The 18,611-nt window shown below is 58.3% G+C and carries 16 protein-coding genes; 10 read left to right on the forward strand and 6 right to left on the reverse strand.

Translation table 11 applies throughout. The features are described from left to right. Nucleotides 1-39: 39 nt before the first annotated feature. The 4 genes from OUO13_RS13510 to OUO13_RS13525 are packed head-to-tail and all read left to right on the forward strand — an operon-like array spanning nt 40 to nt 5,085. Nucleotides 40-1,551, forward strand: coding sequence for an efflux transporter outer membrane subunit (locus OUO13_RS13510; RefSeq protein ID WP_283174425.1), 1,512 nt, complete (start codon nt 40-42; stop codon nt 1,549-1,551). 8 nt (nt 1,552-1,559) lie between these two features. Continuing rightward, nucleotides 1,560-3,092: an efflux RND transporter periplasmic adaptor subunit gene (locus OUO13_RS13515; protein WP_283174426.1), complete on the forward strand. Its 1,533-nt coding sequence runs from the start codon at nt 1,560-1,562 to the stop codon at nt 3,090-3,092. Then, nucleotides 3,089-3,865 (forward strand): ABC transporter ATP-binding protein, encoded by a 777-nt coding sequence (locus tag OUO13_RS13520; RefSeq protein ID WP_283174427.1) that lies wholly within the window; start codon nt 3,089-3,091, stop codon nt 3,863-3,865. The genes OUO13_RS13515 and OUO13_RS13520 overlap by 4 nt, the downstream gene beginning before the upstream one ends. Continuing rightward, entirely contained in the window at nt 3,859-5,085 is a 1,227-nt protein-coding gene (locus OUO13_RS13525; RefSeq protein ID WP_283174428.1) for an ABC transporter permease, read from the forward strand. The genes OUO13_RS13520 and OUO13_RS13525 overlap by 7 nt, the downstream gene beginning before the upstream one ends. A 146-nt stretch (nt 5,086-5,231) precedes the next feature. On the opposite strand, the gene rlmB is transcribed toward OUO13_RS13525, so the two are convergent. The 3 genes from rlmB to OUO13_RS13540 form a co-directional block, all read right to left on the reverse strand. Further along, complete coding sequence (rlmB, locus tag OUO13_RS13530) at nt 5,232-5,972, reverse strand: 23S rRNA (guanosine(2251)-2'-O)-methyltransferase RlmB (RefSeq protein WP_283174429.1); 741 nt, start codon at nt 5,970-5,972, stop codon at nt 5,232-5,234. A gap of 18 nt (nt 5,973-5,990) precedes the next feature. Beyond that, the gene (gene rnr / locus OUO13_RS13535) at nt 5,991-8,603 is read right to left on the reverse strand and encodes a ribonuclease R (RefSeq protein ID WP_283174430.1); all 2,613 of its coding nucleotides are present in this window, start codon (nt 8,601-8,603) and stop codon (nt 5,991-5,993) included. 100 nt (nt 8,604-8,703) lie between these two features. After that, complete coding sequence (locus OUO13_RS13540; protein ID WP_283174431.1) at nt 8,704-9,075, reverse strand: gamma-butyrobetaine hydroxylase family protein; 372 nt, start codon at nt 9,073-9,075, stop codon at nt 8,704-8,706. A gap of 121 nt (nt 9,076-9,196) precedes the next feature. Between OUO13_RS13540 and OUO13_RS13545 the strand changes: the two genes are divergently transcribed. After that, nucleotides 9,197-10,834, forward strand: coding sequence for a methyl-accepting chemotaxis protein (locus OUO13_RS13545; protein ID WP_283174432.1), 1,638 nt, complete (start codon nt 9,197-9,199; stop codon nt 10,832-10,834). 1,022 nt (nt 10,835-11,856) lie between these two features. On the opposite strand, the gene hslU is transcribed toward OUO13_RS13545, so the two are convergent. Further along, a complete protein-coding gene (gene hslU / locus OUO13_RS13550) occupies nt 11,857-13,194 on the reverse strand; it encodes an ATP-dependent protease ATPase subunit HslU (protein ID WP_283174433.1) in 1,338 nt (445 codons plus the stop codon). Further along, nucleotides 13,191-13,727: an ATP-dependent protease subunit HslV gene (hslV, locus tag OUO13_RS13555; protein WP_283174434.1), complete on the reverse strand. Its 537-nt coding sequence runs from the start codon at nt 13,725-13,727 to the stop codon at nt 13,191-13,193. Before hslV ends, hslU begins: the two co-directional genes overlap by 4 nt. A 164-nt stretch (nt 13,728-13,891) precedes the next feature. Here hslV and OUO13_RS13560 point away from each other — a divergent pair, with 164 nt between their 5' ends. The 5 genes from OUO13_RS13560 to OUO13_RS13580 all read left to right on the forward strand — a co-directional run bounded on the left by OUO13_RS13560 (nt 13,892) and on the right by OUO13_RS13580 (nt 18,221). Further along, entirely contained in the window at nt 13,892-14,374 is a 483-nt protein-coding gene (locus OUO13_RS13560) for an FKBP-type peptidyl-prolyl cis-trans isomerase (RefSeq protein WP_283174435.1), read from the forward strand. A 182-nt stretch (nt 14,375-14,556) separates the two neighbouring features. Beyond that, nucleotides 14,557-15,138: an LPP20 family lipoprotein gene (locus OUO13_RS13565; RefSeq protein WP_283174436.1), complete on the forward strand. Its 582-nt coding sequence runs from the start codon at nt 14,557-14,559 to the stop codon at nt 15,136-15,138. A gap of 72 nt (nt 15,139-15,210) precedes the next feature. Beyond that, nucleotides 15,211-16,653, forward strand: coding sequence for a hypothetical protein (locus OUO13_RS13570; RefSeq protein WP_283174437.1), 1,443 nt, complete (start codon nt 15,211-15,213; stop codon nt 16,651-16,653). A 26-nt stretch (nt 16,654-16,679) separates the two neighbouring features. Next, nucleotides 16,680-17,327 (forward strand): MBL fold metallo-hydrolase, encoded by a 648-nt coding sequence (locus OUO13_RS13575; protein WP_283174438.1) that lies wholly within the window; start codon nt 16,680-16,682, stop codon nt 17,325-17,327. A gap of 18 nt (nt 17,328-17,345) precedes the next feature. Then, nucleotides 17,346-18,221, forward strand: coding sequence for a 1,4-dihydroxy-2-naphthoate polyprenyltransferase (locus OUO13_RS13580; RefSeq protein ID WP_283174439.1), 876 nt, complete (start codon nt 17,346-17,348; stop codon nt 18,219-18,221). Between the two features lie 156 nt (nt 18,222-18,377). Here OUO13_RS13580 and rpmE read toward each other — a convergent pair whose 3' ends face one another. Next, nucleotides 18,378-18,590, reverse strand: a complete 213-nt coding sequence (gene rpmE / locus OUO13_RS13585; protein ID WP_283174440.1) for a 50S ribosomal protein L31 — start codon at nt 18,588-18,590, stop codon at nt 18,378-18,380. Nucleotides 18,591-18,611 lie beyond the last annotated feature (21 nt).

Consider the following 18,611-nt stretch of genomic DNA (forward strand, 5'->3'; position numbering starts at 1 on the left):
CAGGCAGATTAGAGTCATTCTCATTTACGGTGAGCCACCTTGAATTCTTCGTCTGTGATCCCACCCCGATTACAGCGGCGCAGCCTTGCGTCGTTGTTATGCCTGTTGCTGGCCGGTTGTGCCACCCAGAGTGAATTGCCCGACCTGCCGCAACTGCGCGACAGCCAGTGGCCACAAGCGCATCCGCAAGCCAGCATTCAGAGCAACAGCGATATCAGCGTGCTGCAGCCCGACACTCTGGCCTGGTGGCAGCGTCCGGACCCTCAGCATCTGGCACCGCTGATCAAGGCGACTCTGGCCTATAACGCTGATATCAGCACCGCCCGTATCAGTTACCAGCAAGCGCGTTTAACCGCCGACAGCAGCAATGCCAGCCGCTGGCCACAGGTCAGTGCCCAGGCCTCGGCCGGGCGCAGCAGCACACCGTTTGCCGATAACGGCAGTGCCGCTAACTCATTGGGGTTGGGCTTGTCTGCCAGCTGGGAGCTGGACCTCTGGGGTGAACTGGATGCCGCCGAACGAGCGGCGGTCGCCCAATGGCAAGGGGCTGGCGCCACCCTGCAATACCAGCAACTGAGTTTGCTGGCCGATCTGATCAGCGCCTGGAGTTCACTCATTAACAGCGTCGAACGCTGGCGACTGGCGGTGGATAACCGCGACATCAGCAAGGCCACCTGGCAGCAGATGGTGTGGCAGCGTCAGGCCGGTCTGATTACCGATCTTGATGTCGCCAACGCCCGCACCAGCTGGTTACAGGCCGAAGCCGCCATTCCGCAATGGCGCGACCAGTATCAGCAGGCTCTGCAGGACATCCGCATCATCTGTGGTGACTGTGAAGCAGCCGCCCGTTTGCCGGGCCAGCCCGACCAGCTGCCGGTGCCGGACGCCAATCTGTTCGACCAGCAACTCGGCAGTGTGCTGCCGACCTCGTTACAGGTGCCCGCCAGCCAGCTGCAACAACGCCCGGATGTGCAGGCCGCCGAATGGAACCTGCGCGCCAGTGTTGCCAGCCTCGATTCCAGCAAGGCCTCGCGCTGGCCGTCGATCAGCCTCAGTGGCAGCCTCAGCAGCAGCTCCAGCAACGCCGCCAGCCTGTTCGACCCGGAACAGATCGTGGCGCAGATCGCCGCCAGTATTGGTTACACCCTGTTTGATGGCGGCCAGATTCGTAACCGCATCAGCAGTGCCGAGCTGGACGTGCAACAGGCGCTGGTGAACTACCGCAGCGCGCTCATGAGTGCCCGTCAGGAAGTCGAAAACGCCCTCAGTGCACTCGACAGCCAGCAACAACAGCTGCAAGCCCTGTTACAAGCCGAAGACTCCGCTGCTCAGGCCTGGCAACTGGCGCAGCAGCAGCAGCAGGCCGGCCTGCTCAGTGGCTCTGATGCCCTCACCGTACAAGCCAGCTGGCTCAGCGCCCGTGCCACCCGTGTGGCAGGCAACGCCGATCTGCGCAGCAGTCTGATTACCCTTTATCGTGCTCTGGCCCTGGATGTGGATAACCTCGCCCCATCCGCGACCAGCAGCGCCGCTACGACCCGACAGGAGTGAGCGCTCTCGTGGCTAACCATCCCGATTCCCGCAAGTCATCCAACCCTGCAGCCACCAACGTGATGCAGGAACTCGGCCTTAACCAGCCGCGCCAGAGCCGCTGGATCTGGCTGGTGCTGGTGGTGTTGTTGCTGATTGCCGCCGCCCTCTGGTGGTGGCTGGCCGGTAGCAAAAGCAGCACCCGCACCGAATACAAAACCGATGCCGCCAGCCGCAGCAATCTGGTGGTCACCGTCGCCGCCAACGGCAATATTGAACCTCGTGATCAGGTTGAAGTGAGTTCGGAGTTATCCGGCATCGTTGATGAGGTGCTGGTCGACTTTAACGACAAGGTCAGCAAGGGCCAGCTGCTGGCACGTCTGAATACCCGCACTCTGCAGGCCGAAGTAGTCACCCGCCAGAACAATCTGGTATCGGCGCGCGCCAGTGTTGAGCAGTCGGCGGCCAGCCTCGAAGAAGCACAACTGACCTTTAACGATTACCAGACCGTCTACAAACTCAGTAACGGCACCCATCCATCCCGCCAGACCTACGACAGCGCCCGTATTGCCGTGACCAAGGCCAAGGCCGATCTGGCCTCCGCCAAGGCCAGTGTGGCGGTCGCCGAAGCCGAGCTGGAATCCGCCCGTTACGATCTCAGCAAGGCCAGTATTGTGTCGCCGATTGATGGTGTGGTGCTGGCGCGCGACATTGAACCGGGTCAGACCGTGGCGTCATCCCTGTCAGCCCCGACCCTGTTTATCATCGCCCGCGACCTGCGCGACATGGAATTGCATGTGGATATCGACGAAGCCGATATTGGTCTGATCAAACAGGGCCAGACCGCCTCGTTCAGTGTGGATGCCTGGCCGGACAAAACCTTCAGCGCCAGCATTGAGCAGATTCGTCTGGCCTCAACCGAAGAGTCCGACTCCAGCGTGGTGTCGTATGAAACCGTACTGGCGGTAAAAAACGATGATCTGTTGCTGCTGCCGCAGATGACCGCCATTACCGACATCACCGTTCAGCAAGCCGATAACGCCCTCACCATCGCTACCGCCGCCCTGCGTTTTGAGCCCGATATGGCCATGCTGGAAGCCAATCGTCCACCGCGTCCGGATGGTGCACCGGAAAACAGCGATGGCGGCCCACAAGGACAACCGCCCGCCGATATGAACGGCAACAAGTCTGCTGGCAACTCTGCTGGTAAAGACTCCAACAGCGAATCCGGTGGCCTGCTGTCATCCCTGACCGGTGGCAACCGCGGCATGCGTATGGGCCCTCCTCCGGGTGCCGGTGGCCCAGGCGGTGGTGGTTCCGGCAAGGGTGATAACAAGGGCAGCGGCGACAGTGGTTCCGGTGGCAGCGGTATGGCCGGTTCTCTCACCGGTGGCCACGCCATGATCTGGGTATTACGCGACAACCAGGACGGCAAAGGCGCCCAGCCGCGTCCGGTGCCGATCGAAACCGGTATCAGTGATGGCCTGCGCACCGAGGTGAAATCCGGTGAGCTGCAGGAAGGTGATCGGGTGATTACCGATGCGGTTGAGGTTTCCCAGTGAGTAACAACCTCTGTCCTCGCGCCGATGCGCTGGTCTGTTTTCAACAGGTCACCAAGGTTTATGGTCAGGGTGGTGCCAGCTTCCAGGCGTTGCGGGGCATCGACTTTGCCATCCAGCCCGGTGAATTTGTGTCGCTGATGGGCCCCAGTGGTTCCGGCAAGTCGACGGTGATGAACATCGTCGGCTGTCTGGATGAACTCAGCGGTGGCGAATACTGGTTCCGTGGCGCCCCGGTTTCCAGCCTCGACCGTAATCAGCGTGCCTTGTTACGCCGACTGCATCTGGGCTTTGTGTTTCAGGGCTTTAACCTGCTGGCGCGTACCAGTGCTCTCGAAAACGTCGAATTGCCACTGCTCTACCGTGGCCTGCCGAAAACCGAACGTCGCCGAATGGCGATGGCGGCACTGGAACAGGTAGGTCTGGAGCGTTGGGCCAAACACCAGCCATCGGAGCTGTCCGGTGGTCAGCAACAGCGGGTCGCCATTGCCCGCGCACTGGCAACCCAGCCATCCTTGCTGCTGGCCGACGAACCCACCGGTAACCTCGATAGCGAACGCAGTCGCGACATCATGGAACTCATGGTGCGCCTCAACCGCGAGCAGAACCTCACTATCCTGATGGTCACCCACGAACCGGACATGGCGGCCTACAGCGGTCGCACCATTCACTGTGTGGATGGTCGGGTCGCCTCTGACCAGAAAAATCCGCCTCATCCGGCCCACACCCACGCCCACACACCAGAAGCGGGCCAGACAGGAGCTACCTCATGCTGATGCTGATGAACGCCCTGCGGCTGGCGTTGCAGGAAATCCGCCGCAACCTGTTACGGTCATTCCTCACCACCCTCGGCATCATTATTGGTGTGGCGGCGGTGATCACCATGGTGACCCTCGGTAACGGCGCCACCCAACAGGTGACCAACCGTATTTCGGCACTGGGCTCCAACCTGATGATGGTCAACCGTGGCCAGGGCATGGGCCCCGGCCGCGACCGCGTCGAAGCACCGGGTTTCCGCCAGAGTGATATCGACGCCATCCGCCTCGAAGTGGCCGGTATCAAGGCGCTGGCACCGGTATCTCAAACCAGCGTGACGCTGATTTCCGGCAACACCAGCTGGAGTTCCAGTGTCCGTGGCACCACCAATGATTATCTGGTGGCCTCCAACTGGGATTTGCAGTCGGGTCGCCTGTTTACCAACGACGAGGAAACCAACGGCGGTGCCGTCTGCATTGTCGGTGACACCATTGTCGAAGAACTGTTTGCCAACCAGAGCCCGCTCAACCGCCGTATCCGGGTTGGCCGTTACGCCTGCACCGTGGTTGGGGTACTCAAAGCCAAAGGCCAGACCAGTTTTGGTAACGACCAGGACGATCTGGTGTTAATGCCCTTCCCGACCTATCAGACCCGTCTGGCCGGTCGTGATGCTCTCAGCGGCGATGTGCAACAGATTTACCTGTCGCTGATGGACGGTGTCGACAGCAGTCACGTCGAAGAACGCCTGACCCGTCTGCTGCGGCTGCGCCGCAATATCACCGGCAGCGAAAGCGATAACTTCCACATCATGGACACCACCGAACTGGCCGCCACCCTCACCAGCACCACCGAAACCCTCACCGGCCTGCTGGGTGCGGTCGCCGGGGTCAGTCTGCTGGTCGGTGGTATCGGCATCATGAACATCATGCTGGTATCGGTAACCGAACGAACCCGCGAGATTGGTATCCGTCTGGCCATTGGCGCGCTGGAACACGAGGTGCTGTGGCAGTTTCTGGTGGAAGCCGTGGTGCTGTCGTCGTTTGGTGGCATCCTCGGCATTCTGCTGGCGCTGCTGCTGTCGTGGATCATGGCCTTGCTGATGAAGGTGCCGCTGGTACTCGACCCCGGCATTATTGTGCTGGCGTTTGTATTCTCGGCCCTGGTCGGTGTGGTATTCGGATTCTTCCCGGCGCGCCGCGCCGCCCAGCTCAACCCGATTGAAGCCCTGCGTCACGAATAAGTGGCGCGCTTGCCATTCGGGTCGTTCGGAGAGGCGCAGCAAGAATCCAGAGCCTGAACCGGCGCAGAAACAACAATGCCGATCAGGGTTAGCTGATCGGCATTGAGGTATTACCTTCGGTGAATGCGGTACTGAATCGCGATGAATCAGGCCAGCAGGCGTTGACGTACCGCTTCAAACAGGCAGATACCGGTGGCAACCGATACGTTTACCGAACTCACTTCACCGGCCATCGGGATGTTGATCAGATGGTCACAGTTTTCACGCGTCAGACGACGCATACCATCACCTTCCGCTCCCATCACCAGTGCCAGCGGGCCTTTGAGGTCTTGCTGGTACACCGACACCTTGGCTTCACCGGCGGTGCCGATGATCCAGATACCGCGTTCCTGCAGTTCTTTCATGGTACGGGCGAGGTTGGTGACCTGCACGTAAGGCACCACTTCGGCGGCACCACAGGCAACCTTGGCAGCGGTGGCGTTCATCGGTGCGGATTTGTCTTTTGGTGCAATCACCAGATGCACACCGGCGGCATCCGCAGTACGGATACAAGCGCCGAGGTTATGCGGGTCGGTGACACCGTCCAGAATCAGGATAAACGGGTTACCCTCAATCGCATCCAGCAGTTCGGTCAGATGACGCTCGCTGTAACCTTGCAAAGGCTTGCGGAAAGCAATCACACCCTGGTGATTGCCTTCAACTTTCTGGTTCAGAAGGCCTTTGTCGGCTTCACGAATGGTCAGGCCCTGGGCTTCGGCACGCGCCAGCACCTTCTGCATACGCTGGTCGATTCGACCAGACTGAACCCAGACTTCCACCACCTGATCGGGGCTTCGTTCCAGCAAGGTTGTGACGGCGTGCAGGCCGTATACGGCTTCAAGTTTCATGTATCGTTCAGTTCTTGATCAGCTTTTCTTTTTGCTGGCTTTTTTCTTGCCAGCTGCTTTTGGGGCTGCCTTGGCGGCGTTCAGCTTCTGGCGCTTGCTCGGCTTTTTCTTCTTGCCGTCGGCCTTTTTGCTGTCGGCTTTTTTGCCATCCGGCTTTTTGAAGGATGGCTTTTTGCCAGCCTTGCCGTCAGCACTGCTGTCGTCAGCGGCCTTGCGCTTTTTGCCGTACAGGCCAGTACCCTTGCGATCCGGGTCGGCTGGCAGAATTGGCACCAGATCCGGTTTCAGGGTCTGTTCTTCACCGGTCTGGCCAGCAACTCGCTTGCGTGGCAGACGCGCTGGTACAGGCGGCTGTTCCAGCTTGCTGCGTTTCAGGCCCGGTGCGGTGGCCATCTCGAAGTCGATCTTGCGTTCGTCGAGGTTCACACCCATCACCTGCACCCACAGACTGTCGCCGAGGCGGAAGCTGCGACGGGTGCGTTCACCGGTCAGACGGTGTTTGACCGGGTCAAAGTGGTAGAAGTCGTTGCTGAGGGTACTGATGTGCACCAGACCTTCGACATACACCTCTTTCAACTCCACAAACAGACCAAAACCGGTCACGGCAGAAACCACACCTTCAAACACTTCACCAACGCGATCCTGAATGTATTCACACTTCAGGAAGTCGACCACATCACGGGTCGCTTCGTCGGCACGACGTTCGGTCATGGAGCAGTGTTCGCCCATCGCCACCATGGCACCGGTGTCGTACGGGTAAATGCTGTTTTTGGCCATTGGCTGGGCGCCGTCGGCACGTTTGGCATGGCGACATTCACGCTCACTGCGGATCACGCTGCGAATGGCACGGTGTACCAGCAGGTCGGGGTAACGGCGGATCGGAGAGGTGAAGTGGGTGTACGCCTCGTACGCCAGACCAAAGTGGCCCTGGTTTTCCGGTTGGTACACCGCCTGGCTCAGGGAGCGCAGCAGTACGGTCTGGATCAGGTGCGAGTCCGGACGATCACTGATGCTGTTGAGCAGCTCCTGGTAGTCTTTCGGGGTTGGCTGGCCGCTACCGTTACGGATCGCGAGGCCCATTTCACCCAGAAAAGCACGCAGGTTTTCGAGTTTTTCCATGCTCGGGCCAGCGTGTACACGGTACACACATGGCACTTCGTATTTCTGCAGGAAAGCGGCGGCACAGACGTTGGCGGCCAGCATGCATTCTTCGATCAGCATGTGGGCGTCATTACGTTCGGTCGGGACGATTTCCTGAATCTTGCGTTCGGAGTCGAACTGGATACGGGTTTCCACCGAGTCGAAGTCCATCGCCCCACGCTCTTCACGCTTGGAGCGCAGCAGCTGGAACAGGGAATAGAGTTCTTCAAGGTGAGGCACCAGCGCGCTGTAATGGGCACGCCAGGTGTCGCCTTCTTCGGTGCGCGGCTGTTGCAGCATCAGCCAGACCTTGTTGTAGGTCAGACGTGCATGCGAGTGGATCACGGCTTCCATAAACTGGTAACCGGAGATCTTGCCGGCTTTGGAGATGGTCATTTCACAGACCATGACCAGACGATCGACGTTCGGGTTGAGGGAGCACAGGCCGTTGGAGAGTTTCTCCGGCAGCATAGGCACCACAAAGCCCGGGAAGTACACCGAGTTACCACGCTGGTGCGCTTCTTTATCGAGACCGGAGTTCACCTGCACATAGTGTGATACGTCGGCGATAGCGACGTACAAACGCCAGCCGCCGGTGTTCTTGTTCACTTCACAGTAAACGGCATCGTCGAAGTCACGGGCGTCTTCACCATCGATGGTGACAAACGGCAGATGACGCAGGTCGATGCGGTTTTGCTTGTCAGCGTCGCGCACTTCATCCGGCAGCTTCTTGGCTTCAACGTTTACCGCGGCTGGCCATTCGTGCGGAATGTCGTGGCTGCGAATCGCCACTTCAATTTCCATACCCGGTGCCAGGTGGTCACCCAGCACTTCAATCACATGACCCAGCGGCAGACCGCCCGGCTTGGGTTGTTCGGTAATCTGCACCACCACAAACTGGCCGTGTTCGGCTCCGTTACGGGCGGCTGGCGGAATCAGGATTTCCTGGCTGACCCGTTTGTTGTCCGGCTGCACCACGCCCATACCGGACTGGTCGAAATAACGGCCAACAATGCGCTGGGTGTTACGCTCCAGCACTTCAACGATCTTGCCTTCCGGACGGCCCTTGCGATCAAGACCAATCACCTGCACGGCCACGCGGTCGCCATGGAAAACCTTGGCCATCTGACGGTTCGACAGATAGATATCGTCGCCTTCACACAGCACAAAGCCGTAACCATCACGATGCCCTTGTACCACACCGGTAATCAGGTCGACCTGTTTCATCGGTGCAAACTGGTTACGGCGATTACTGATCAGCTGACCATCACGGGACATGGCAATCAGACGCCGACGCAGGGCTTCAACACGCTCCGGATCGGTTTCGGCGAGAGCTTCACAGACATCTTCGTGGCTGAGCGGCCGACCGGCACCGGTCAACAGCAACAGCAGCGCTTCGCGGCTGGCTACCGGGTTGTCGTATTTCGCCGCTTCTTGCGCGGCATTGGGATCATGAAAGGCGGGGGCAGTTTTGCTGGTGGAATCCGTCAAATTCGGCTCCTGATGTGACAACCGCCGGGGCAAACATCCCAACGGTCGGAATTTACTGAAATTACGCGGGCAGTATAACGCGATCGGCTGGTTAAAAACCTTACACCTTACGGATATTGATCAGAATTGATTCACGACTGGCACCGGCTTGCTGCAATTGTTGCAGATAATCAGCCCAGAGGCCGTCCTGATTCAGGCACAGATGGCGCAAATAGTCCCAGTCGTAGAGGCCAGAATCGTGGCCATCATCAAATACCAGCTTGAGGGCATAGTTACCGGCAGGCTCGATTCGCAACAGGCCAACGTCTTTTTTGCCGGTTTGCAGCACGCCATTACCGGTGCCGTGGCCACGCACTTCCGCTGACGGGGAATACACCCGCAGCAACTCAAAACTCAAGCTGTACTCGTCGCTGCCGTAAACAAGGGTAATACAGCGACTGTTTTTTCTGACCTTGATGGTGTCCGGCTTCATGCAACGCTACTCAACTTATCTGAAACAACAGCGCTGAGAATATAACCTAAACTCAAAACTGACCATGAGTGCTGATCCACGGATCAGACCCACGCCATCAGTCCAGCGAGAGTCATATTATATGCATTCGTTACGTGCAATCAGTATTCGCAACCGCCTTTGGGTACTTATGGCGACCACCATCCTGTGTGTGATCGTCATCGTTCTGCAGGGGCTTAGCCAGACCTACTCCGGGATTTACAACGCCAAGAAAGAATTCGTCAAAGAACTGGTAGAAGATACCTACAGTCTGGTCGAACACTATTACCAGATGGAACAGAACGGCATGCCCCGCGAGGAGGCGCAACGTCTGGCCAAGGAAGCCATCAAGGCACTGCGTTACGACTCCGGCAAAGGCTACTTCTTTGTCACCAGCCCCGACGTCAAAATGGTCGCCCACCCGCTCAAGCCAGAGCTGGAAGGTAAAGACTTGCGTAACGAAACCGATGCCAAGGGCAAGCACCACTTTGTGGTCATGGCTGACATCACCAAAGCCAACCCGGAAGGTGGTTTTGTTGAATACTTCTGGCAACACAAGGACTACAAGGAACCCAAAGAGAAGGTCAGCTACGTGCGGCTGTTCCCACAATGGGGCTGGATCATCGGCACCGGGGTTCACATGATGGATGTGGATGCCGCTTACTGGGTATCCGGTGGAAAAATGCTGCTGACCTCGGCGGTAGTGATTGCACTACTGTTCGCCATCATGACCATGATTTCCAGCAGCATCCGTACACCGCTGCAGATCGTGAACAAAGCCATGAGCAACATTGCTCGTGGTGAAGGCGACCTCACCCAGCGTTTGCCCGCCCGTGGTGACGACGAAATCACCAGCATCGCCCATGCCTTCAACAGTTTTGTCGAAACCATCCAGAAAGTGGTCGCCGAAACCAAAAGTACCTCCCAGCTATTGTCACGCCTCAGTGGTGATATCTCTGAAGTGAGCGCCACCACCCGCCGTATGACCGAGCAGCAGCTGCAACAGACCGACCTCGCCGCCACCGGCTCCCATGAAATGAGCCTGACCATTCAGGAAGTAGCCGGCAACGCCGAACGTGCCGCCGCCGCCGCTCGTGACGCCGACGACAACGCCCGCAAGGGTCTGTCGACCATGCACGAGACCCAACAACGGATTTCCTCGCTGGCCACCAACATCCAGCAATCCTGTGATGTGATCCGCGGCCTGCGTGCCGAAACCGAATCCATCGGCTCGGTACTCGATGTGATTCGTGGCATCGCCGAGCAGACCAACCTGCTGGCACTGAACGCCGCCATCGAAGCCGCCCGTGCCGGTGAACAGGGCCGAGGCTTTGCCGTCGTTGCCGACGAGGTTCGCACCCTCGCCTCACGCACCCAGGAATCCACAGAAGAGATCAACAAGATGATCTCGCGCCTGCAGGAACAAGCCGCCCAGGCCGTAGTATCCATGGAGCAAAGCGCCCGCAATTCCGAAGCGACCTCCAGCATGTCACAACAGGCCAGCGACACCATCGCCACCATCTCCGCCGCCGTCAGCACCATTTCCGAAATGAACATGGGCATCGCCAGCGCCGTCGAAGAACAAAGCGCCGCCGCCAACGAAATCAACGGCAACATCGTCCGCATCGCCGACGCCTCCGGCACCATCGCCGACAACGCCGCCAGCGCCGCCAACGCCAGCAGCAGCCTCGCCGACAGCACCCGCAAACTCGGCAGCCTCATCGAACGCTTCCGGGTGTAAAGCAACGGGGTTTTATCCACAGCCAAACACAAAACGCGGGCAAAACCCGCGTTTTTTTATGGGCGCGAAATATGTCAGACGTCAGACGTCGGGCGTCGGGCGTCGGGCGTCGGGCGTCGGGCGTCGGGCGTCGGGCGTCGGGTGTCGGGTGTCGGGTGTCGGGTGTCGGGTGTCGGGTGTCGGGCGCAACAGCATCGCGAATAAATTCGCTCCCACAACACACAATCCCGACTTCACCCAGCGCAGCTGGCCACCGTTAATTGCCCATCTGGGCGAGCCGGGATTCACCGCAACGGCCGACCCGGCCGGGGCATGGATGCCCCGCCAGGCCCGTTGGCACAGGGACGTGCCATCGGGCCGGGGTCGAAACGCCGTTGTCGGTGAAAACCGGAAAAACGAGCCCAGTCGGGCAAAAGCAGGGGGAGGCCCGCCCGGCCGGGGGACAAGGTCCCCCAGGAGGGCAAACGGCCAAGCAAATTAACAAACCGAGTAGCCGTCGGACGACCAGTATCAATCAACACCTATTCCACCCAGCGCAGCTGGCTACAAAATGCCCATCTGGGCGAGCCGGGATTCACCGCAACGGCCGACCCGGCCGGGGCATGGATGCCCCGCCAGGCCCGTTGGCACAGGGACGTGCCATCGGGCCGGGGTCGAAACGCCGTTGTCGGTGAAAACCGGAAAAACGAGCCCAGTCGGGCAAAAGCAGGGGGAGGCCCGCCCGGCCGGGGGACAAGGTCCCCCAGGAGGGCAAACGGCCAAGCAAATTAACAAACCGAGTAGCCGCAAAGCGTCGGACGTCGGACGTCGGACGTCGGACGTCGGAAGAACAGCATCCAGACCCAAACCACCAGCACAACATCCCCATCTCGCAGGCATAAAAAAACGCGGGGATCTCCCGCGTTTTTTCGTTGGGTGGTTCACCACTTTTGGCAGCTAACCGGTCTGCCCGTCAAACGGGCGGATTCTGTGTTCTGAACCCCTGCCTCGCCGGCCATCAATGGCCAGACGAACAAGCGTTATCAGAGAATAAACTGGCTCAGGTCCTGATCTTTCACCAGCGCACCCAGCTGGGCTTCGACGTAAACCGCGTCGATCACCACCGCTTCAGAACGCTCGGAGGCATCAAACGATACGGTTTCCAGCAGGCGTTCCATAATGGTGTGCAGACGACGGGCACCGATATTTTCGGTGCTTTCGTTAACCTCGTAGGCGATTTCAGCCAGACGGGCAATGGCGTCGTCAGTAAAGCTGATATCCAGACCTTCGGTCTTCATCAGCGCCTTGTACTGTTCGGTCAGGGACGCATTTGGCTCGGTCAGAATGCGACGGAAGTCTTCCGGGGTCAGCGCCTGCAGTTCCACACGGATTGGCAGACGACCCTGCAGTTCCGGAATCAGGTCAGACGGCTTGGCCAGGTGGAAAGCACCGGAGGCAATAAACAGGATGTGGTCTGTTTTTAACATGCCGTATTTGGTGCTGACGGTGCAGCCTTCGATCAGTGGCAGCAGGTCGCGCTGTACCCCCTCGCGGGAGACATCACCACCCGTACCGCTGTCGTGACGCTTGGCAACCTTGTCGATCTCGTCGATAAACACGATACCGTTCTGTTCTACCAGCTCAACCGCCTGGGCCTTCAGTTCTTCGATGTTGACCATACGAGCGGCTTCTTCATCACGCAGCTGCTTCATGGCATCGCGGATTTTCAGCTTGCGGGTGGTCTTTTTGTCGCCACCGAGGCTGGAGAACATGCTCTGCAGCTGGCTGGTCATTTCTTCCATGCCCGGAGGGGCCATGATTTCCACACCGACCTGGGTCTGAGCCAGGGCGATTTCGATTTCCTTGTCGTCCAGTTCACCTTCGCGCAGTTTCTTGCGGAAAATCTGGCGCGTAGAGGAATCTTCTTTCTTCGGTTCGGTAGTGGTGTCCCAGCTGGTTGGGCGTGGAGGAGGCAGCAGAGCATCGAGAACACGCTCTTCAGCGGCTTCTTCGGCGCGGTGCGATACCTTGACCATTTCCTGCTCGCGCAGCATTTTGACACCGGTTTCCACCAGATCACGGATGATGGACTCAACATCTTTACCAACGTAACCCACTTCGGTGAACTTGGTGGCTTCAACCTTGATAAACGGCGCGTTGGCGAGTTTGGCCAGACGACGGGCGATTTCGGTTTTACCCACGCCGGTCGGGCCAATCATCAGAATGTTTTTCGGAGTGACTTCCTCACGCAGCTCGGCTGGCAGCTGCATACGGCGCCAGCGGTTACGCAGGGCAATGGCCACCGAGCGCTTGGCGTTGTGCTGGCCGATGATGTGACGATCCAGCTCATGGACGATTTCACGTGGGGTCATCTGGCTCATGCGTTGTCTCCGGCGTTAAGCACTTCAATGGTCATGTTGTGGTTGGTAAACACACAGATGTCACCGGCGATGGTGAGGCTCTTTTCAGCAATATCACGGGCGCTCAGCTCGGTGTTGTGCAGCAGGGCACGAGCCGCGGCCAGTGCATAATGGCCACCAGAACCAACACCAATCAGATCTTCTTCCGGCTGCACCACGTCACCGTTACCGGTGATGATAAAAGACGCGGTGTGGTCAGCCACGGCCAGAATCGCTTCGAGTCGACGCAGGGCGCGGTCGGAACGCCACTCTTTGGCCAGCTCAACTGCCGCACGGGTCAGTTGACCCTGATGCTTCTGCAGCTGGGCTTCGAATTTTTCAAACAGGGTAAAAGCATCGGCAGTGCTGCCGGCGAATCCTGCCAGCACGCGGTTGTTGTACAGACGACGGACCTTGCGGGCATTGCCCTTCATCACGGTGTTACCCAGTGACACCTGGCCATCTCCGGCGATCACAACCTGATCACCCCGTCGTACCGATACGATTGTAGTCATGTAAGAACCCTGTACTGTTTCCTGAATTCCTGAAAATGGGGACTGCTGTGGCTAATATCAAGGGGCACATTCAGTATCACGACTTGCACCGGATGTCGGGCCTGACGATACTGCCAGACCGGCAACCTTTGCCCTGTTTTTTACGCTTACATCAGGCCCGATAGATGATTACCAAAAACTCCGTTGTAGAACTCCATTACCGTCTGAACCACGCCTCTGGCGAGCCAATCGAATCCACCTTCGACGGTGGCGAACCAGTGCTGTACCTGCACGGCAATGAGCAGATGATTCCGGGTTTTGAATCCCGCATGGAAGGCCATGTTGCTGGTGACGAATTCGAATTCACCCTGACCGCCGAAGAAGCCTACGGCCTGCGTCAGGACAACGCGGTGGTACGTGTACCCGTGAAACACCTGCAGGGTGCCAAGCGCTGGAAGCCAGGCATGCTGGCGGTGGTAAACACCAACCAGGGCAACCGTCAGGTTACCGTTCTGAAAGTTGGCAAGTTTATGGCCGACGTCGATAGCAACCACCCACTGGCTGGCAAAGACCTGACCTTCGCCGTCAAGGTTGTCAGCGTACGCGAAGCAACCGCGGAAGAAGTGTCTCACGGCCACGCCCACGCTGGCGGCAGCTGCGGTCACTGAGTTTCAGTACGCCCCAAACGGCTGCCATATGGCAGCCGTTTTTGTTTTCAGAGCGTCAGAATCTGACGAGCCCCCTCCTGACGCATGGAAATAGCCTTCGCCATTGGTTATTCTCGGCCCACGACCCTAAGGCCTGACGGTCCTTTACAAGCGGATCTGGTTCACCGAGGAGAACAAGGAAAATGAGAAAGCATCTGATCACTGCCACCCTGCTGTCGCTGCTGGCGGCGTGTTCGTCTTCTCCCGATAAGGAAGCGAAATACGAAAAAGAATGTGTCTTCGCCGATGGTTCTGGCGATGAAGCACCGCTGTGGGTGTGTGGTGCCCCACTGGACGGTGTGGAACTGAGCGCGGTTGGTTACTCCGACAAGTCCAACGCTGGCCCGAACTTCATGAAACAGATGGCCGCCACCGCTGCCCGGGTTGAACTGGCGCAGATGATGAAGATCCAGGTTCAGAACATGATCAAACAATACGCCGAAACCACCGGCGTGTCGGATTCTGAAACCGTCGACAAGGTGAACTCGGTTACCACCAAACAAATCACCAACGAAAGCCTGAGCGGCACCCGCATTTACCGCCAGATGCTGACACCAACCGGTGGTATGGTAGTCGCTGTGGGTATTGATCCGGCCACCGCCGAGGCACTGGTCAAACAGGCCCTGCGTACTTCGATGAATAACGAACAGGCGTTGTGGCAGAAATTCCAGTCGAAGAAATCCTTCGACGAACTGGCGGAAGAAATCGCCCGTTCCAAAGAATAATCGTTCCGGGCACCCCGCCCAATTCTACAAAAGCCGGTTTCGACCGGCTTTTGTGCATTCAGGAGGCTCCCCATGCGAATGCTGCCACTTGTACTGGGCATTCTGGTTTCCAGCAGCAGTTTTGCCGATAGCGACTATGACCGCTGGCTCAAACAGACCCGTACCGAATACAGCCAGTATCGGGAAGCCACCGACCGCGAGTTTGGGGATTTTCTGAAAGAAAGCTGGCAAGCCGTCGGGATGGAAGTCCCGCGCGAGCTGGATCGCACCCCGAAACCACGCAGCGTACCGGATGCACCGATCAGCGCCAGCGAGCCGATTACCAGCACTCCCACTGTTGTGATCGCCCCGCTGCCACAGGCCACCGAGCCGGTACTGGATACGATTCCCGATGAACCACAAGAGACCGTGCTGGCCGAAACCGCCCTGGTAAGGGTCGACTTTTTTGGTCATGCCCTGAATTTTGCCGTACCGACCAATCTCAACGATGGTTACCATGGCTCCCCCACTGGCAAGGGAATTGCTGCCTGGTGGAATAAACGCGCCGAAGTACCCTACAAGGATCTTGCCAACCAGATTAAAACCGAAGCCCGCCAGTTGCAGTTAAACGATTGGGGAACGGTATTGCTGATACAGCATCTGGCAACCGCCATTCACAACGACTACAACAGTCAGGCTCTGCTCAGCTGGTATCTGGCCGTACGTTGTGGCTTTGATGCTCGTGTCGCCTACAACCAGAATATCTATCTGCTGCTGGCTTCGGAACAACCGCTTTATGGCATTACGTATCTGACAGTGAACAAACGCGCGTACTACGCTCTGGGTTACGCTGCAGATGGCCGTTACGACCCACCACGCGGCCGACTTTTCACTTACGAACGCCAGCACGAAAATGGCAAACAGGCACTCGACTTCAGCAATTCAGAACGTTTTGTGGCCGCAGGCAGAACAGAAATGCGCAATCTCGATTTCAGCTTCAACGGCTCCTCTCACTCGATCCAGCTGCGTATTCACCAGCAAGCGGCAGCCTACCTGAATCTGTACCCACAACTCGATCTGTCTTATTACATTGAGGCAGGCTTACCGATGGATCTTGGCCGTGATCTGCTGAACCAACTCAAGCCGCTGGTCGCAGGCAAATCCGAGCTGGAAGCCGTGAACCTGCTGTTACGTTTCACCCAGACCGCCTTTGCCTATGAAACCGATGAACAACAGTTCGGCCGAGAGAACTACCTGTTCCCGCTGGAGACCCTGTATTTCCGGGCTTCCGACTGCGAGGATCGCACCATTCTGTTCAGCTGGCTGGTGAAAAATCTGTTGCAACTGGACGTCGCATTGGTGACATGGCCCGGCCATGTGGCCGCCGCCGTGGCATTCCACGGCAATGTCGACGGTCAAGGCTGGACAGTTGGCGGTAAACGTTATGTCATTGCCGACCCGACCTATATCAACGCCAATGCCGGTTACAGCATGCCACAGTTCGCCACCGCGAAACCCGCTGTCCAACCTATTTGACGACCTTGCCCGGAGAGAAGCGAACCATGGCTCTTGTCAAAACCATCGTGCCGGTAACGGCCTTTATGCAGAACTGCACCATCCTCATGTGTGAGGAAACCCGTGCCGCTGCCATTGTTGATCCCGGTGGTGATGTTGCCCGTATCCGTGCCGCCCTCGACAAACTGGGTGCCCGTCCGCAGAAAATCCTGCTGACCCACGCCCACATCGACCACGCCGGTGGCACCGCCGAACTGGCACGCCAGCTCAGTATTCCGGTGGAAGGCCCACATCCGGACGACCAGTTCTGGATTGATGCCCTGCCGGAGCAATCACGTATGTTCGGTTTTCCACAGGTTGAATCCTTCACGCCGGACCGCTGGCTGGCCGATGGTGACCAGATTACCGTTGGCAACGTCAGCATGAACGTTATCCACTGCCCGGGTCACACCCCTGGTCACGTGGTATTCCACCAGCCGGAACAGAAACTGGCCATGGTCGGCGACGTATTGTTTAACGGTTCGATAGGCCGTACCGACTTCCCACGTGGCAACCATGCCGACCTCGTACACTCGATTCGTGAAAAGCTGTTCCCGCTTGGTGATGACGTGGTGTTTGTACCTGGCCACGGCCCGGAATCCACCTTTGGCCATGAACGCCGGAGCAACCCTTTTGTGGCGGATCGCCGCGGCTGAGTCATGACGGAAGCATTAATGACGATTAACAAGACCACCGCATGGATGCTGGCGGCACGCCCGCGCACATTGCCGGCCGCGCTGGCGCCGATTCTGCTCAGTCAGAGTCTGGCACTCAGCCATGAGAACTTCTCTGTCACCCTCGCCCTGCTGATTCTGGTGTGTGCGCTGTCGCTGCAGATTGCGGTGAATATCGCCAATGACCTGTTCGACTTCCAGAACGGCATCGACGATCCCGACCGCCTTGGCCCGCCGCGTGCAGCCCAATCCGGCTGGTTAACCGTATCGGAACTGAAAACCGGCCTGCTGCTGGCATTGCTGGTATCCCTGATCAGCGGCATTGGCCTAATCGCCTGCGGCGGCTGGATCTTTGCGGTACTGGGGGTGCTGAGTATCGGTGCCGCGCTGGCCTACAGCGCTGGCCCGCTGCCACTGGCGTCCAATGCGCTGGGAGAAATCACGGTCTTCCTGTTTTTTGGCCTGCTGGCGGTGCTGGGCAGTTATTACCTGCAAACCACCAAACTGAGCTGGTCGGCCTGGATCGCCGCCATTCAGATGGGCAGCCTCACCGCCGCCATTATGCTGGTCAACAACCTGCGTGATATTCCCACCGACAGCCGTGCTGGCAAACGCACTCTGGCGGTGAAACTCGGAACCGATAACAGCCGCCATCTGTATTACGGCCTGCTGTTGCTACCGTTTGGACTGTTGCTGCTCGACAGCAGCACCCACACCAGTCTGGCCTGGATGGCGTTGTTACCAACGATTGTGATGATTCGCATCCTGTCGGACCGTCATGGCCGGGTACTGAACCGTCAGCTGGCACAGACCGCACTGCTGTGTCTGGTGTTTTCGGTATTACGCTCGCTGGATATATGGATCAGCCTGCTGTAAGTCGTTGGCCACCGGCGTAATCACGGCGGTGGCCAGAACCGGTTTTCAGCCCTGAGCTGGCGCTCATGCCCGGTTGCCAACGCGGAATAGCGGAATAACAGGCATAAAAAAACCCGCCGGAGCGGGTTTTTTTCAGCGCAGAGGCCGGAGCAACAATTACTTGCTGCTGAAACCACCGAAACGCTTCTTGAAGCGATCGATACGGCCGCCAGTGTCTACCACTTTCTGCTTACCAGTGTAGAACGGGTGGCAAGCTGAGCACACGTCCAGGTACATGGTGCCTGGCTTGGTAGAACGGGTGTTGATCACGTTGCCGCATGAGCAGGTTGCGGTCAGCACTTCGTAATTTGGGTGAATGTCTTTTTGCATGACAAACCTCGGTTGCTTCAC

The sequence above is a fragment of the Parathalassolituus penaei genome (assembly GCF_026626885.1).
GTDB lineage: Bacteria > Pseudomonadota > Gammaproteobacteria > Pseudomonadales > Oceanobacteraceae > Oceanobacter > Oceanobacter penaei.

What these genes read in the sequence shown, in the direction of transcription:
- OUO13_RS13525 (WP_283174428.1), top strand. Translation starts at nt 3,859, where the DNA reads ATGCTGATGCTGATGAACGCCCTGCGGCTGGCGTTGCAGGAAATCCGC.
- rlmB (WP_283174429.1), bottom strand. Translation starts at nt 5,972, where the DNA reads ATGAAACTTGAAGCCGTATACGGCCTGCACGCCGTCACAACCTTGCTG.
- OUO13_RS13540 (WP_283174431.1), bottom strand. Translation starts at nt 9,075, where the DNA reads ATGAAGCCGGACACCATCAAGGTCAGAAAAAACAGTCGCTGTATTACC.
- OUO13_RS13545 (WP_283174432.1), top strand. Translation starts at nt 9,197, where the DNA reads ATGCATTCGTTACGTGCAATCAGTATTCGCAACCGCCTTTGGGTACTT.
- hslU (WP_283174433.1), bottom strand. Translation starts at nt 13,194, where the DNA reads ATGAGCCAGATGACCCCACGTGAAATCGTCCATGAGCTGGATCGTCAC.
- hslV (WP_283174434.1), bottom strand. Translation starts at nt 13,727, where the DNA reads ATGACTACAATCGTATCGGTACGACGGGGTGATCAGGTTGTGATCGCC.
- OUO13_RS13560 (WP_283174435.1), top strand. Translation starts at nt 13,892, where the DNA reads ATGATTACCAAAAACTCCGTTGTAGAACTCCATTACCGTCTGAACCAC.
- OUO13_RS13565 (WP_283174436.1), top strand. Translation starts at nt 14,557, where the DNA reads ATGAGAAAGCATCTGATCACTGCCACCCTGCTGTCGCTGCTGGCGGCG.
- OUO13_RS13570 (WP_283174437.1), top strand. Translation starts at nt 15,211, where the DNA reads ATGCGAATGCTGCCACTTGTACTGGGCATTCTGGTTTCCAGCAGCAGT.
- OUO13_RS13575 (WP_283174438.1), top strand. Translation starts at nt 16,680, where the DNA reads ATGGCTCTTGTCAAAACCATCGTGCCGGTAACGGCCTTTATGCAGAAC.
- OUO13_RS13580 (WP_283174439.1), top strand. Translation starts at nt 17,346, where the DNA reads ATGACGATTAACAAGACCACCGCATGGATGCTGGCGGCACGCCCGCGC.
- rpmE (WP_283174440.1), bottom strand. Translation starts at nt 18,590, where the DNA reads ATGCAAAAAGACATTCACCCAAATTACGAAGTGCTGACCGCAACCTGC.